Genomic DNA, 15,826 nt, shown 5'->3' with positions numbered 1-15,826 from the left:
TAAAAAGCCTTTAATGTCTTTATTTTTTTTAATACTTTACTTACATTTGATGCTATAAAAATTTTATTAAATGAACATACATTTTATTGCAATAGGAGGAAGTGCTATGCATAATTTAGCATTGGCTTTATATCAAAAAGGTTATAAAATTACTGGAAGTGACGATGCGATTTTTGAACCCTCAAAATCTAGATTAGAGGCGAAAGGGTTATTGCCAAAAGAATTTGGTTGGTTTGAAGAAAAAATTACGACTAAATTAGATGCTGTTATTTTAGGAATGCATGCAAAAGCTGATAATCCTGAATTGTTAAAGGCACAAGAATTGGGTCTTAAAATATATTCATATCCTGAATTTTTATATGAACAATCAAAAGATAAAACACGTGTTGTAATTGGAGGTTCTCATGGAAAAACTACGATTACCTCAATGATTTTACATGTGTTTAACTATTTTAATATTCCTGTTGATTATATGGTTGGCGCTCAGTTAGATGGTTTTGAAACGATGGTGCATTTAACTTCTGATAATGAATTTATGGTATTAGAAGGTGATGAGTATTTATCGAGCCCAATAGATAGAAGGCCTAAATTTCATTTATACAAACCCAATATTGCTTTAATAAGTGGTATTGCTTGGGATCATATCAATGTTTTTCCAACGTTCGAAAATTATGTAGATCAATTTTTAATTTTTGCCAATTCGCTCACCAATGGTGGAATTATGGTGTATAATGAAGAAGATGTTGAAGTGAAAAAAGTGGTAGAACAAGCTACAAGTTCCATTCAGAAATATCCATACTCAACTCCAAATTATAAAATTGAAAACGGTACTACTTTTATAGAAACTTCGTTAGGTGATATGCCGTTAGAATTTTTTGGGGCGCACAATTTACAGAATATGGCGGGTGCTAAATGGATTTGCCAACATATGGGAGTTGATGAAGATGAGTTTTATGAAGCTATTGCCAGTTTTAAAGGAGCAAGCAAACGATTAGAAAAAATAGCAGAAAATGAATCGACTGTAATTTTTAAAGATTTTGCACATTCACCGAGTAAAGTTGAAGCAACTACAAATGCTGTTAAAAATCAATATAGTGATAGAACTGTGTTGGCTTGCTTAGAATTGCATACATATAGCAGTTTAAATGCTGATTTTTTGAAGGAATACAAAGGAACTTTAGATAAGGCAGATAAAGCTGTGGTTTTTTATTCTCCTGAAGCATTAGAAATAAAAAGAATGGAAAAAATATCGAAAGAACAAATTAAAAGCGCTTTCGAGCGAGAAGATTTATTAGTGTTTACCAATCCAACCGAATTTAAAGAATTCTTGTTCAACCAAAAATTTAAAAATACAGCATTGCTTTTAATGAGTTCGGGTAATTATGGGGGATTAGATTTTAATAAATTTAAAGAATTAGTATAATAACTATTCTTTACTGATTTTTGTCACACTACTTTAATTACAATCATTCTAAATTAGGTCAATATATTTTTTGTATTTACCTTTGAAAGAAGATAAAAAGGTCATAAAAGTTTGAATATAAATTTCGAAATTATTTATGAGACTTCTTAAGAAATAATAATTAGTATTTTTTTAAAAATAACATACAAATGAACAATGATAATTTAATAAGTCTTGACGTTAGACCAATTATTGCATCAGGCAATGATCCTTTTAAAGAAATTATGGAGATTGTTAACAAACTAAACAATCAACAAACCTTAGAGATTATAAATTCTTTTGAACCCATTCCTTTAATTAATAAATTAAAAAGAGAAGGTTATATAACTTGGACAGAGAAATCTGATGCAGGAATTGTGCATACTTATTTTAAGAAAACGACTGAATTAAAAAGTTCCGATGAACATTCATTAGAAAATAATACCACAACTTTTGATGAAAAATTTAAACAGTTTGTTGGAAAGTTAAAGCAAATTGATGTTAGAGATTTAGAGATGCCAGAACCAATGACAACTATTTTAGAAGAATTAGAAATGTTGCCAATGGGGAATGCTTTATTTGTTGAACATAAGAAAGTTCCCCAGTTTTTATTACCGGAATTAAAAGAAAGAAACTTTGAAATTTTATATAATAAAAAAACTGATAATCATCTACAATTATTAATTTTTAAAGCTTAATAGATTGAACGGTTTAAAAACAAATAATGCCCCTCATAGTAGTGTTGTAATTCCTCATTTTATATTTGGTGGATGCTCTTTTTTAATAGTAGCATTGCTTATTATTTTAGCTGATACAAATATATTAGAGGCCTATTTTAATTCTAAAATTATTGCAATAACTCATATGGCAGTTTTAGGATGGGCAACAATGATTGTTTTTGGAGCGCTCTACCAATTGATTCCTGTAGTTTTTGAAACTTCACTTTATAGTGAAAAATTGGCAAAGATCACTTTTTGGACTTCAGCAGCAAGCGTTTTGTATTTAACGTATTCATTTTGGGTAAGTGCATTTACAACGCATCTTGTTTATGCTTCAGTATTCATGTTTCTTTCTCTTTTCTTATTTGTTATAAATGTAATTTTATCCTATTTAAAATCAGAAATTAAAAATATTTCATCAAAATTTATTATTGCTTCCATTTTTTGGTTAGTAATTACTGAATTGGTCGGGACGCTTATTGCATTTAATTTTAAGTTTAATTTTTTAAGTGAAATTCATTTACATTATTTAAAAATACATGCGTCATTGGGAACTATTGGTTGGTTTTTGTCGCTTATAATTGGCGTTGGATCTACATTAATACCAATGTTTTTAATTTCACACCAATTAAAAAAAGAAAAATTAGTAATTTCTTTTATTTCAATAAATGTTGGGTTATTGTGCTTAATATTAAACTGGTTCATATTTTCAAATAGTATGCTTACAATTTTTTGTTGGGCGGTAATTGTTATTGGGATAATTTCATTTATGTCGTTCATTTATGACTCTTATAAAAAGAGACTTCGAAAAAAATTAGATGTAGGGATGCAATATACAATGCTTGCAATTGCAAGTATTATAATGCCAATTTTAGTAAGTTTAATATTATTACTTGTTTTTAAAATTGAATATGAGTTGTTATTTAGAATAGCTACTTTTTATGGCTTTTCAATAATATTTGGATTTATAACAACCATGATTTTAGGTCAAACCTATAAAACACTTCCTTTTATAGTTTGGTTAGAAAAGTATAAAAATTTAGTTGGAAAAACTAAAACACCATTACCAAGAGAGTTGTATTCAAATAAAATAGCTAAAATTCAATTCTATTTTTATGTTCTCAGTATTTTAAGTTTAGCTCTTGGTTTAATTATAAAAAGCTTTATAGCAATTAAAATTGGAAGTTTTTCACTTTTAATTGTTGCAATTTTGTATAATATAAATGTGTTGAAAATAATATTTCATAAAGTTAAAAATAGTAATAATGAATAAAGAACAGATAAAACAATTTGAAGAGGAAACATTGGTGTTACTTAAAAATGTAATGGATCCTGAAATTGAAATTAATATAGTTGATTTGGGATTAATTTACGAACTGTATTACGATGGAAATAAGAAAATTAATATAGTAATGACATTTTCAACACCTGCATGCCCATTAGGTGAGACTATAAAAACAGATATTATTGAAACCATTAAACAGCAACATCCTGATTTTATAACAATCATTGACGTAGTGTTTTACCCTGAGTGGAATACAACCATGGTAAGTGAAGCAGGTAAAAAAGTTTTAGGAATGTAAGCTTAATTCTTTCTCCAAAAAAATGGAGTTAATAAAATTAAAACAGTAAACAACTCTAACCTTCCGATAAGCATTAAAAAGGAACAAAACCACTTGGCTGGAATTGATAAATGCGCATAATTATCGACGGGACTCACAGAACCCAACGCAGGTCCAATATTACCTAACGATGATGCTGCTGCACCAATCGCCGATTCAAAATCTAATCCGAAAAATGTTAGTAAAATTGAGCTCATTATAAATATGAGCATATATAAAATAAAGAAAGCTAAAATGTTATAAATAATGTTTTTAGGGACACCACTTCCATCATAACGAACGGGAATTATAGCATTTGGATGAAGTAATTTTTTGAATTCATAAAAACTATTTTTAATCATTATAATGTGGCGAACAATTTTAATACCACCACTTGTTGATCCCGCTGAGCCTCCAATAAAAAATAGCGAAAAAATTAACATAGTAGCAAAAGAATTCCACATGGTAAAATCAGCAGTCACAAAACCTGTTGTTGTAAGTACAGAGGTTACTTGAAATGCAGCATGTCTAAATGCACTTTCTGTTTCTCCCCATGGTTTTGGATGATTGATACTTGTAACTAAGTTAGGATCTTGGTAATTAACAATTAAAATAGTGATTAAAATAGTTAAACTTAGAACTCCAAAAAGGTAAAATTTAAATTCTTCACTTTTAAAAACTTTCCTAATTCTACCTTTTAATGCAAAATATGTTAATACAAAGTTGGCACCTGCAATAAACATAAATACAGTAATAATATATTGAATTAGTGGAGCGCCATTCCAATAAGCTACACTTGCATCTTTAGTAGAAAATCCACCAGTACTCATAGTTGCCATTGCATGATTTATAGCATCAAACCAGGTCATCCCAGCAATTTTAAGTAAGAAAAACTCTGTAAAAGTTAATAAAAAATAGATAAGCCAAAGTCTTTTTGCTGTTTCTGTAATTCTTGGGTGCATTTTATCAGCAGAGGGTCCCGGAGCTTCAGCCATAAATAACTGCATTCCTCCAATTCCTAACAAAGGTAAAATGGCAACAGTTAACACAATAATTCCCATACCACCAATCCAATGTGTTGCACTACGCCAAAATAAAATTCCTTTTGGCATGGATTCTATATCGGTTAATATTGAAGAACCAGTTGTTGAATACCCAGAAATGGTTTCAAAAAAGGCATTTGTATAAATTGGTATTGTATCAGTAAAAACATAGGGTAAGGTTCCTGTTAGTGTTAACATTAGCCATCCTAATGTTACTATTAAATAACCTTCTTTTTTATGTAAATTTTTTGGCGCATTTCTATTAGAAAACCAAAGTATGAAACCAAGAATAATGGTTGTAATACCTGCTTTTAAAATGCCCCATTGTTCAGGTTCATTATGATAAATACTAAAAGGAACAGCAATTAGCATAAATACTCCATTAAGCATGGAAGTTAACCCTAAGAAACTTATAATTATTTTAAAATTTATACCTTTCATAAATTAGTTAAATAACTTTTCAACTTTATGAATAGCTTCGGGTAAACAAAAAACTACAGCTTTATCACCAGCTAATATTTGAAAATTTCCAAATGTCATCATTGCAACTCCATCTCTTATTACACCCGCAAAAACACCTTTTTTTGTTAATTTAATATCTTTAATTAATTTTTTTGTAACAGGAGAATTTTCTTTCACCATAAATTCTAAAACTTCGGCATCAACATTATGTAAGTTTGCTAACTTTAAAACTTCACCTTTACGAACGTGCTTAAAAATAGCACTAGCAGCTAATAATTTTTTATTAATTAAGGTGTCAATTCCAATAGTTTGAGAAATATTGATATAATCCATATTTTCAACCAAGGCAATTGTTTTTTTAACGCCTTTAGATTTTGCCACTAAACAAGTCATAATATTAGTTTCTGAATTCCCAGTAACGGCTATAAAGGCATCCATTTCTGAAATATTTTCTTCTTCTAAAAGTTCAACATTTCTTCCGTCCCCTTTAATAATTAAGGCGTTTGGTAGTTTTTCAGCTACATCTTTAGCTCTTTCTTTATCTAGTTCAATTAACTTAATGTTAAATTTGCTATCACATAAATTTCGAGCTGCTTTAACTCCAATTTTACCGGCACCTAAAATCATAATATCTTTTACTCCAAATGGAGTTTTACCCATTAATTTATATAATTTTTTAATATGGTCTTTAGGAGTTGAAAAATAAATTTGATCGTTGGCACTATATACCGTATTTCCTCTTGGAATAATAGTTTCACCGCTGTTTTCAGGTTTTATAGCAATGGTTATAAAATCTATATCACTAAATTTTTCGCGGGCTTCTCGAACGGTTAAATTTATGAGCGGAGAACTATATTCTAAGGTGCTCCCTAAAATATTTAAGGTTCCATTTTCAAATTCAATGGTATCATTAAATGCAGATTGATTTATCAACATTTTAATTTCATTAGCGGCTAGTTCACCTGGAGAAATCATAACGTCAATCCCTATTTCAGTAAAGTCTATCTCATTAGTTTGAGAAAATTCATGATTAGAAATTCGAGCAATGGTTTTCTTAGCTCCTAATTTTTTTGCAATTACAGCTAAAGTGAAATTTGTATTTTGAGATTCTGTTACTGCTAAAAAAATATCGGCTTTTTCAATATTAATACTCTTTAAAAGTTTTACTGAAGTTGCGTCTCCTTTTAATGTAATCACGTCAATATGGTTACTTGCATATTCAAGTTTCTCAGCATCCATATCAATTAAATATATATCTTGAGATTCAAAAGAAAGTAGTTTTGCTAAATGAAAACCAACATCTCCTGCACCAACAATAATAATTTTCATGTGTTAATAATTTGAGGCAAATATATTACACTTATCTTTGATAAAAAAATTGTTTATGGAATATGAAAATACAGCGACTTCTATAAAGTCTTGGGCTGAAGATGATAGACCGCGGGAAAAATTACTTTTAAAGGGAAAAGTAGCATTATCTGATGCTGAATTAATTGCAATTTTAATTGGTTCTGGTAGCAGAAACGAAAGCGCTGTAGCTTTGGCAAAAAGAATTTTAAATTCAATAGAAAATAATTTAAATAACCTAAGTAAATTATCAGTTTCAGATTTACAAAAATTTAAAGGAATTGGAGAAGCTAAAGCAATTTCAATTATTACAGCCTTAGAATTAGGACGTAGAAGAAGGCTTGAAGAGGCTTTAGTACTTCCGAAAATAACAAGTAGCAAGGCAGTTTTTGAGATTATGCAACCTATAATTGGTGAACTGCAACACGAAGAATTTTGGGTTATTTATTTAAATAACTCTAATAAAGTTCTTTATAAGAAACAATTAAGCAAGGGAGGTTTAACAGGAACTTTGGTAGATGTTAGGATGGTGTATAATAAAGCCATTGAGATTTATGCAACGGCACTAATTTTATGTCACAATCACCCTTCAGGAAAATTACAAGCTAGCCAAGCAGATAAATCTATTACAAGTAAAATGAAACTTGCCGGTGAAACATTAGACATAAAAGTGCTAGATCATATAATTATTACAGAAAATGCTTATTTTAGCTTTGCCGATGAAAATTTAATATAGATAAAAGGCAAAAGATGAATAGGTATTAGAAAAATCAATTCAAAAAACGTTAACCCTGCAACTTAGAACTAAAAAATATGCTTCTAGTTTATACACATAAAATTACACCTCGACTTAATTATATTTTTAAACATTACTTTGTTCGAATACTTCAAATCCCTGTAACCTTTACAACAAGAGTTGATGAATTTGTAGCACACAATGGGCCTAAAATTACGTATTCCAAAATGCCATTGGGATCTGAGTTTTTTATTAGAAGTCACGATTTATTGTTTGACCAAGGAATTAATGATATAGATATACATATTTCACAATGGGATGATATACTTTGTTTTTTTCCAGTTGGTGAAATCTCAAGTATTCCATTTGATATTTTTGCAGCAGGATTTTATTTAATAAGTAGATATGAAGAATATTTACCTCACGTACAAGATATTCATGAGCGTTTTCCAGCTGAGGAGAGTTTAGCAGTTAAAAACGGATTTATTGAAAAACCAGTTATTGATATTTGGGCATATAAGTTTTTAAAACTATTAAAAGAAAAATTCCCTAATTATGATTATGAACATCGGGAATTTAATTTGATTTCAACAATTGACATAGATGTTGCTTTTGCTTATAAACATAAGGGAATTGTTAGAACTGTTGGTGGTTTAATTAATGATATTTTACAATTAAGATTTTTGAACTTTTGGCATAGATTTTTAACCATTTTTGATTTTAAAACAGACCCATTTGATACATTTAAAGAACTTTTAAGTATTAAAAATGAATACAATATAAACACCATTTTTTTCTTTTTAATAGGAGATTATACAACTTTTGATAAAAATATTTCATCTTCAAATAATAAGTTTAAGTCGGTTATAAAATCGGTAGCTGATTATGCTAAAGTAGGTTTGCACCCATCTTATTTCACTTTTAAAAATATGGAAAAGTTGAAAAAGGAAAAATTAAGATTAGAAACTATTGTGAATACGCCTATCACATTTTCACGTCAGCATTATTTACGATTAAGTATTCCTGAGACCTATCAGAATTTAATAGACTTGGATATTAATGAAGATTATACAATGGGATACGCAAAGGTAGTTGGTTTTAGAGCGAGCACATGCACTCCGTTTTATTTTTACGATTTAGATTTTGAAATACAAACACCATTAAAAATATTTTCATTTGCTTTTATGGATGTCACATTAAAAGATTATATGAACCTTTCACCTGAACAAAGTTTACAGAAAATATTAGAATTAAAAGCAACTGTTAAAGAAGTAAATGGAACTTTTATTACATTATTTCATAATGAAACTTTAAGTGAAAATGAAGTTTGGAAAGGTTGGAGAACTATTTATAAAACTACTGTTTTAGACTAATTATCTATGATTCGTTATTTAAAAAGATTTGAAATTGACGAAAATAAGTACAATAGCTGTATTGAATTAGCTTTAAATTCTCGAATATATGCATATTGTTGGTATTTAGATATTGTTGCGGATAATTGGGATGTATTAGTTTTAAATGATTATGAGGCTGTAATGCCGTTGCCTTGGAGAAGTAAATATTTTATTAAATATATTTATCCGCCTGCTTGGACGCAGCAATTAGGTGTGTTTTCTAAAAGCTCAATTTCGCAAAATTTATTAAAAGAATTTATAGCAGCTATTCCAAAAAAATTCAAGAAAGTTACGATTCAGTTTAACTCGGGGAATAATGTGAGTTTTTTAAATACAGCAAAAAGGGTAAATTATATTTTGTCTTTGGATAAGGATTATGAAGAGATTTATAAAGGGTTTAATAAGAATCGAAAGAGAAATATAAATAAGGCAGTTTTAAAAAATTATAAAATAGATAAACAAATTAGTTCCTCTGAATTTTTGAATTTTTATTTAAATGAACCTAAAAACTATCAATTAAGACAAGATCAAATAACGACAATAAAGGATTTATTAAAAACTAATACTAAAGCTGTTTTTATTTGGGGAATTCGTGAAGATGAAAAATTAATAGCAAGTTTAATTTGGTTAAAAGACAATAATAGAATCACTTATTTATTGCCCGTAGCTTCTAAAGAAGCAAAGGATAATGGATTACCAACACTTATTATTTCAGAATTAATAAAACATTTTTCGGTCAGTAATTTTGTGTTTGATTTTGAAGGGTCAATGATAGAAGGACTTGCAGATTTCTATATAAGTTTTGGAGCTAAAAGAGAAGTTTATTTTAATTTTTTGAGCTATTCATTTTATTGAAAAAGTAGTAAAATAATAATAAAGATAAAATTCCCGTAAACCACATTAAAAATGATGAAGTTATAGCAGCTCCCAAAAGACCATACTTTGGAATTAGATAATAGTTAAACCCCAAATTTAAAATAAGTGCAATTGATGTAATAATAAAATTCACATGTGCTTTTCCTATAGATGATAATAAGTTTCCAAATAGTCCCCGTAAAATTAAAATTCCAGTAATACCAATGGTTAAAATAATTAAAGTTGATTGATAACTCTCATAGTCTTCTTCAAAAAAAGATAAAATAGTAGAGCCAAATAAAGAAATAACACTTATACAAACTAAACTAATAATAGTAAATAGTTTAATGTAGCTCTTGATATAAGCTTTTATATAAGTTTTATTTTTTATTTGTTCAGTAAAATTTACGAAATCTGTAGTTATAACTACCTTAGATAAAAAAAGCAAACTAAATGGAATCAATGAAACATATTTAAAAGCAGTAACAGCTTCCATATTTTTTAATAAACTTCCAATTAAAATAATATCTATGGAAAAAAGTAATTGTGTTGTAACATTAGACAAACTAGCAAAAAAACCATATCTCCAAAAAGTGAAATCAACAATATTTGGAGTGCTTATTCCTTTTATTTTAATATTTAGTTTTTTAATAAAAAGTAATGAAGTGATAAGGGGAGTGATTACTAAAGAAATAGCATAACCTAGTTCTTGAAATCGATAACTTAATGTGAATACAAAAAACACTAATAATAAATTATATGTAAACTCAGCTATTGAAAATAACTTATTATTCATATGCAATCTTAATTGTATATTAATAAGTTCAAATACAAAATTTGAAGTAATAGCTAATGATAGAAGTATAAGATAAAAACGTGTGTTTTCATGTTGAAAATTAATTAAGAAAGAAGAAAGTATAATTAGTATAATTAATAGCAAACTAACCAATATTCCATTTTTTAAAACGTAAAAAAAAAGGTTGTTTTTATCATCTATAGATTCCAGAAGAGATCCATATCTTAGAAGACCTTGATTTAATCCTAAACTCCCGATAGGAATAATAAATAAAATTATTTGAAAAGCGTAAATTACAATACCTAGCTCTTTATTTGGAATCATTTGTAGTGCAATCCAAGAAGCAAAAAAGGAAAGTAGTCTAGAAAGTATTGTTGAAGCAAAAACATAGCTACCAGACCTGCTTAAAAAATTCGATATAAAGTCTTTTAATTCCTTCAATTACTTAAAATTTTCGAGTAAATATTTGAAAACATTTCACTAATAGTTTCAACTCCAAAATTTTTAATAGCATAATTATGCATTAAATATTTATTGAAGTTCAATTCGTTGTTATAAATTTTTAAGATTGAACTTTTCAAAGAAATTTCATCTTTTGGCTTAATTAAATACCCAAAGTCTTTAGGGAAATATTCACTTACTCCACCAACATCTGTTGAAATAACAGGAATGCCACATGCGAAAGATTCTAAAATCACACATGGTAAATTTTCATAATTACTAAATAACACAAATACCGAAGACTTTTTTAAATAATAAGCAACTTCTGAATTTGATATTTGATTAATAATTTTAACAGTATTAGGTTTTATCTTTTCAAGTTGGATAGCATATTTCTTAGGATTATCTCCAATTAAATAAAATTTTAAATTAGGTATTATATGTTGTAATTTTGAAATAACATTAATAATTCCTTCAACATTTTTAATTTCATTATTCATACCTGAAATATGTGTAATAATAAATTTTTTGTGAGGCTCATTTAAGATATTAAAATGGCCCGTGTTTACAACATTTGGTATGGGATAATAATTTCCTTTTAATCCAAAATTCACCATGTTATCTTGTAGGTTTTTGGATACAGGGCAAACCATTGATGCGTTTTTTACAATAATTTTAGTGATTTTTTTTGGTATATACCCAATTGATTTGTTCAATGGTAATTGATAGCCAGACCAATGTTCAGAAATTAAATATGGTTTTTTTTTGAACCATTTTAAGTATAAAGCTATTAACCCTACAGGGAATGTAATATTAAGATGTACCATATTAAAATTATCAATTCTATTGATAATTTTAATATAAGATTTTAAAAAACGGAAAAATTTAAGAATTAGATTTTTAGTAGGAGAAACATATATAATAAAAGTTTTAACGTCATTTTTTTTAAACTCAATAATTTCTCTTGGCTTGTTTAAATGTTCATCAGTAATTACATGAATTAAAGTTACGTTGTGTTTTGTTGCAACAGCCTCGGCATGCCTTTGAATAAAATCCCCGTTTGTTGGTGAAACTCTTGAAGGGTACCATTTGCTCAGAAATAATATATGAAGTTTTTTACTCAATGTTAATTCAACTTTATTTAACAAATATAAACACTATATTATTTTTAAGTGTTTAATAAATTTATATTTTTACTAAATGAAAATTAAACATGTATTTTTTGACTTAGATCATACTTTATGGGATTTTGAAACAAATTCTGATATTGCTTTCGAAACTATTTTTAAAGCGCATAAAGTTGATATAGATCTTCAAAAGTTTTTAAATTATTATAGAGGAATTAACCAAAATTATTGGAGGTTATATCGCAATGAAAAAATAACAAAAGAAGAATTAAGAGTAGGTAGATTAAGAGATACTTTTTTGAAAATTAAGCAACAGTTTGATAATGAATTAATAGATAACCTAGCAATAGGCTATATAGATGTTTTACCAAATAACAATCAGCTTTTTGATGGAGCTCATGAGATTTTAGAACATTTGTACGTTAAATATAAACTTCATATTATTACTAATGGATTTAATGAAGTGCAGTATAAAAAACTCGATAATTCAGGTTTAAGTAAATACTTTGATAAAATAATTACTTCTGAAGCTGCTGGTGTTAAAAAGCCAAATTCCAAAATTTTCAAATATGCATTGGATTTGGCTGAAGCAACCTCAAAAGAATCAATGATGATAGGTGATAATTGGGAGGCGGATGTTATGGGAGCTATTAATAATGGTATTGATGCTATTTATTTTAATTATGAAAAGCAGCCTGTTGGAGCAAATATAAAAAGTGTGCATCAGTTATTAGAAATAAAGCAGTATTTATAAAATATAAAAGTTTTTTAGTTTTGAATTCAGTTTTTATGAGTCCCAGTAAGATAGTTTTAAGCCTAATTATAATAATTTGCTTTCAAAGTTGTACAAAAAATGTTGATTTTGATCAAATTGATGATGCTAGTATACACATCACCTATGTATCAACTTTGGTATACTTAAACTTAACAGCACCAAAGTTTTTAGATACATTTAATCAGGAAATTGCTGTAACTACAGATGCTGTTGAAGCTACAATTACTCAAGATTCAAAACCCTATTTAGAAAAAGTTGAATTTACGGTAGTAACTAATAATTTGTTCCCTAGAAATTTTGAACTTAGTATTATTTTTTATGATGCGCTTGGTAATTCAATTTATACCTTGCAGCCCACTATTGTGGTACCTCCAAACTCTTCTGAATTGACTACTATTATTGAAATTCCACAAGTTGATATTCCTGTTATTTATGAAACCAAGTCTTTTGGTTTTTATATCTATCTCGCACCAAGCAGTGATGGAAGTACAATTTCTATGAATGATACAGCAACATTAGAATTAAAATCTTCAGTTAAATTATTTTTTAACTATCAAAAAATATGAGAAAATTAGTAGTGTTAATTTTTCTTGTAGGTGTTACAGGTTATTCTCAAAACAAACAAGTTTTATATGATTTTGCCAGTTTACCACAAACATTACTGCTAAACCCTGGAGCTGAGGTAGACTATAAGTTTCATATTGGTTTACCTTTATTATCACAATTAAGTGTGCAAGCTGGGTTCACAGGATTTTCTGTATATGATATTTTTGCGGATGATGGTATTGATATTAATGATAAAATTAGAAATGCAGTAAACAATTATGGGACTACTGAATTTATGGCCTTTAATCAACAACTGGAAGTGTTAAGCGGAGGATTCCGTTTAAAAAACGACTCTTATTTAAGTTTTGGATATTATCAAGAACTTGATTTTTTAGCTAAAATTCCACGTGATATCGTAGATTTATTTTATGATGGGAATACTGATATTGATAGACGTTACTATATAAATAAATTGGCCTCCAGAGCTGAATTATTTGGAGTGCTTCACATTGGTTTGTCAAAAAAAATTAATAAAAAATTTCAACTAGGCGCTAGGTTTAAAATATATTCTAGTGTATTTAATGCCAATACAAAACTAAACACAGGATCATTTTATACCCAAGATGGAAATAATAATACATACACACAACATTTAGAAAACGTAAATTTTTTAATGCAAACATCAGGTGTTTTTTTTGATAATTACGATGATGTTGATAGCGATTATGTGAAAAGTAAATTTCTTTTTGGAGGAGATTTAGGATTGGGTTTAGATCTTGGATTTACATATCATCCTAAAAAACAATGGATTGCTACTGGAAGTGTTCTAGATTTAGGTTTTATAAAGTATACTAAAAATATAGAATCTTATAGAATTAAAGGAAATTATGAAGTTGAAGGTTTTCAATTGCTTTTTGACCCTAATAATCCGCAAAATTATTGGAATGATTTAAAAGAAGAGTTTGATAAAAGCATTGTGTTAGATACTTTGTATAAAAGTTATATTACATTACGCCCCGTAAAATTAAATGGTTCAATAAGCTATTCTTTTGGACAGCAATATGATGATTGTAGGTTTTTAATAAATCCAAAAATTTATTTAAATAAAGTTGGGTTTCAATTATATTCAAATATAAGTGCAGTACATTCTTATATCGCCGCAACGTTGTTTTATGAACGAAGATTAGGTAAACATTTACAAACTAAAGTCACGTATACTGCAGACCCGTACTCATTTTCAAATATTGGAATGGGCTTGTCAACACAGCTTGGTATTTTTAATGCTTATTTTGTGGTAGATAATTTACTGAGTCTGCGTAATTTGTACAATGCCAAAAGCACTAGTTTTCAATTAGGAGTAAATTTTATAATTAAACATAATAATTAGTACATTTACAAAGATCAACGTAAAATAATATTTTCGAAATTTATATAATCATGAATAAATCATTTTCCATTAGCCTTGTTTTTACACTTTTTTGTTCCATACTTTTTGCTCAAAATAATATCAACTCATATAAATATATTTTAGTTCCACAACAATTTGAATTTCAAAAATCTGAAGATCAGCACCAGCTAAATTCATTAATTAAATTTCTATTTAATAAAGCTGAATATACTGTGTTATTTACTGATGAAAAATATCCTGAAGATTTAGCAAATAACGTATGTTTAGGATTAAAAGTAAATGTTAATAATAGTCCAACGGTGTTTAAAACAATAATGAATATTGATTTGTTGGATTGTTATAATAGGGTTGTATATTCAACAACACCGGCAAAGTCAAAAGAGAAAGAATATAAAAAAGCATATTATGCTGCAATTAGAAAAACTTTTGTTGATTTAGAAGAATTGAATTATGAATATGATAGTACTTTAAATAAAGACAACAAAACGGAAATAAAAGAAACAGTTGTAACTATACCGGAAGTTAAAGCACCTTTAATTAAAAGTATGGAAGCTAAAGAAGTTACTGTTGAACCCATATTGAAAGAAATTACACCTATAGCAGAAGCGAAAGTAATTGAATTAAAAGAAGTTGAAGATGTAAAAATAGCACCTTTAAAAAATGTAGAAAAATCATCTGTTAAATCTATTGAAGGAAAATTTAATTTTCAAAATTGGGGAGTAAGTACTATTTCAAAAAATGGAGATGAATTTACTGTTGTTGGAGGTGATGAGAATTTTGAATTTGCTACTATTTATAAAACTTCAAAACCAACTCTATTTATTATTAAATGGGAAGCTTTCAAGCAACCTCAGTTATTAGAGTTAGACCTACAGGGAAATTTAAAAGTTGATTCAGATAATGCATTAAAAATTTATAAAAGGATTGAATAATTTTGGCTAAAACCAATTTGTTTTAAATTCCTTTTTGTCCATAGGCTAAAGCATATGACAATTGGATTTAATTTTTAAGATTTTGAATTACTAACTGATAAATTTGAAGGAAGATAAATCAATAGTGATATTTATTTTTCCATAGTTTTTTCAAAAAATCTCGAATGCTATTTTCTCTTGGATTGTTACCTGGTTCGTATATT

15 protein-coding genes are annotated in these 15,826 nt (G+C 27.8%); 11 read left to right on the top strand and 4 right to left on the bottom strand.

All coding sequences use genetic code 11. The features are described from left to right. Nucleotides 1-70 precede the first annotated feature (70 nt). From murC to Q0352_RS04555, 4 genes are all read left to right on the top strand, one after another. Nucleotides 71-1,423, top strand: coding sequence for a Mur ligase family protein (murC, locus tag Q0352_RS04570; protein WP_299524315.1), 1,353 nt, complete (start codon nt 71-73; stop codon nt 1,421-1,423). 188 nt (nt 1,424-1,611) lie between these two features. Then, nucleotides 1,612-2,139 carry a DUF2249 domain-containing protein gene (locus Q0352_RS04565; protein WP_299524312.1) on the top strand — a complete coding sequence of 176 codons (528 nt, stop codon included), beginning with the start codon at nt 1,612-1,614 and terminating at the stop codon, nt 2,137-2,139. Between the two features lie 4 nt (nt 2,140-2,143). Further along, the gene (locus Q0352_RS04560; RefSeq protein WP_299524309.1) at nt 2,144-3,433 is read left to right on the top strand and encodes a hypothetical protein; all 1,290 of its coding nucleotides are present in this window, start codon (nt 2,144-2,146) and stop codon (nt 3,431-3,433) included. Next, complete coding sequence (locus tag Q0352_RS04555) at nt 3,426-3,743, top strand: metal-sulfur cluster assembly factor (RefSeq protein ID WP_299524304.1); 318 nt, start codon at nt 3,426-3,428, stop codon at nt 3,741-3,743. Before Q0352_RS04560 ends, Q0352_RS04555 begins: the two co-directional genes overlap by 8 nt. Nucleotides 3,744-3,745: 2 nt before the next feature. On the opposite strand, the gene Q0352_RS04550 is transcribed toward Q0352_RS04555, so the two are convergent. Then, entirely contained in the window at nt 3,746-5,245 is a 1,500-nt protein-coding gene (locus Q0352_RS04550; protein WP_299524301.1) for a TrkH family potassium uptake protein, read from the bottom strand. A gap of 3 nt (nt 5,246-5,248) precedes the next feature. Continuing rightward, nucleotides 5,249-6,595, bottom strand: coding sequence for a Trk system potassium transporter TrkA (gene trkA, locus Q0352_RS04545; RefSeq protein ID WP_299524298.1), 1,347 nt, complete (start codon nt 6,593-6,595; stop codon nt 5,249-5,251). A gap of 55 nt (nt 6,596-6,650) precedes the next feature. On the opposite strand from trkA, the gene radC reads away from it, so the two are divergent. The 3 genes from radC (at nt 6,651) to Q0352_RS04530 (ending at nt 9,598) form a co-directional block, all read left to right on the top strand. Beyond that, nucleotides 6,651-7,349, top strand: a complete 699-nt coding sequence (gene radC, locus Q0352_RS04540; RefSeq protein ID WP_299524295.1) for a DNA repair protein RadC — start codon at nt 6,651-6,653, stop codon at nt 7,347-7,349. A gap of 77 nt (nt 7,350-7,426) precedes the next feature. Next, the gene (locus tag Q0352_RS04535) at nt 7,427-8,722 is read left to right on the top strand and encodes a polysaccharide deacetylase family protein (protein WP_299524292.1); all 1,296 of its coding nucleotides are present in this window, start codon (nt 7,427-7,429) and stop codon (nt 8,720-8,722) included. A 6-nt stretch (nt 8,723-8,728) separates the two neighbouring features. Next, complete coding sequence (locus Q0352_RS04530; RefSeq protein WP_299524289.1) at nt 8,729-9,598, top strand: hypothetical protein; 870 nt, start codon at nt 8,729-8,731, stop codon at nt 9,596-9,598. Here Q0352_RS04530 and Q0352_RS04525 read toward each other — a convergent pair. Next, entirely contained in the window at nt 9,570-10,835 is a 1,266-nt protein-coding gene (locus tag Q0352_RS04525) for a polysaccharide biosynthesis C-terminal domain-containing protein (protein ID WP_299524286.1), read from the bottom strand. The two genes, Q0352_RS04530 and Q0352_RS04525, sit on opposite strands and share 29 nt — an antisense overlap. Further along, nucleotides 10,832-11,959, bottom strand: coding sequence for a glycosyltransferase (locus Q0352_RS04520; RefSeq protein ID WP_299524283.1), 1,128 nt, complete (start codon nt 11,957-11,959; stop codon nt 10,832-10,834). Before Q0352_RS04520 ends, Q0352_RS04525 begins: the two co-directional genes overlap by 4 nt. A gap of 76 nt (nt 11,960-12,035) precedes the next feature. Between Q0352_RS04520 and Q0352_RS04515 the strand changes: the two genes are divergently transcribed. From Q0352_RS04515 to Q0352_RS04500, 4 genes are read left to right on the top strand one after another with little or no spacing between them, the layout of a single operon-like run. After that, entirely contained in the window at nt 12,036-12,716 is a 681-nt protein-coding gene (locus tag Q0352_RS04515) for a YjjG family noncanonical pyrimidine nucleotidase (RefSeq protein WP_299524280.1), read from the top strand. A gap of 35 nt (nt 12,717-12,751) precedes the next feature. Then, entirely contained in the window at nt 12,752-13,303 is a 552-nt protein-coding gene (locus tag Q0352_RS04510) for a hypothetical protein (RefSeq protein WP_299524278.1), read from the top strand. Continuing rightward, the gene (locus Q0352_RS04505) at nt 13,300-14,670 is read left to right on the top strand and encodes a DUF5723 family protein (protein WP_299524276.1); all 1,371 of its coding nucleotides are present in this window, start codon (nt 13,300-13,302) and stop codon (nt 14,668-14,670) included. Before Q0352_RS04510 ends, Q0352_RS04505 begins: the two co-directional genes overlap by 4 nt. Before the next feature lie 50 nt (nt 14,671-14,720). Then, on the top strand, nt 14,721-15,623 hold the full coding sequence (locus Q0352_RS04500; RefSeq protein ID WP_299524274.1) for a hypothetical protein: 903 nt from the start codon (nt 14,721-14,723) through the stop codon (nt 15,621-15,623). The last annotated feature ends 203 nt before the right edge of the window (nt 15,624-15,826 follow it).

Origin of the sequence: uncultured Lutibacter sp., assembly GCF_937891065.1 — a bacterium.
In the GTDB taxonomy this organism is placed as follows: Bacteria; Bacteroidota; Bacteroidia; order Flavobacteriales; family Flavobacteriaceae; genus Lutibacter.
The sequence above is the reverse complement of the archived record's forward strand: the minus strand, read 5'-3'. Positions and strand labels throughout refer to the sequence as shown.

Bases quoted from the DNA above. Each gene is read 5' to 3' on its own strand.
- murC (WP_299524315.1), top strand. From the start codon at position 71: ATGAACATACATTTTATTGCAATAGGAGGAAGTGCTATGCATAATTTA.
- Q0352_RS04565 (WP_299524312.1), top strand. From the start codon at position 1,612: ATGAACAATGATAATTTAATAAGTCTTGACGTTAGACCAATTATTGCA.
- Q0352_RS04555 (WP_299524304.1), top strand. From the start codon at position 3,426: ATGAATAAAGAACAGATAAAACAATTTGAAGAGGAAACATTGGTGTTA.
- Q0352_RS04550 (WP_299524301.1), bottom strand. From the start codon at position 5,245: ATGAAAGGTATAAATTTTAAAATAATTATAAGTTTCTTAGGGTTAACT.
- trkA (WP_299524298.1), bottom strand. From the start codon at position 6,595: ATGAAAATTATTATTGTTGGTGCAGGAGATGTTGGTTTTCATTTAGCA.
- radC (WP_299524295.1), top strand. From the start codon at position 6,651: ATGGAATATGAAAATACAGCGACTTCTATAAAGTCTTGGGCTGAAGAT.
- Q0352_RS04535 (WP_299524292.1), top strand. From the start codon at position 7,427: ATGCTTCTAGTTTATACACATAAAATTACACCTCGACTTAATTATATT.
- Q0352_RS04530 (WP_299524289.1), top strand. From the start codon at position 8,729: ATGATTCGTTATTTAAAAAGATTTGAAATTGACGAAAATAAGTACAAT.
- Q0352_RS04515 (WP_299524280.1), top strand. From the start codon at position 12,036: ATGAAAATTAAACATGTATTTTTTGACTTAGATCATACTTTATGGGAT.
- Q0352_RS04510 (WP_299524278.1), top strand. From the start codon at position 12,752: ATGAGTCCCAGTAAGATAGTTTTAAGCCTAATTATAATAATTTGCTTT.
- Q0352_RS04505 (WP_299524276.1), top strand. From the start codon at position 13,300: ATGAGAAAATTAGTAGTGTTAATTTTTCTTGTAGGTGTTACAGGTTAT.
- Q0352_RS04500 (WP_299524274.1), top strand. From the start codon at position 14,721: ATGAATAAATCATTTTCCATTAGCCTTGTTTTTACACTTTTTTGTTCC.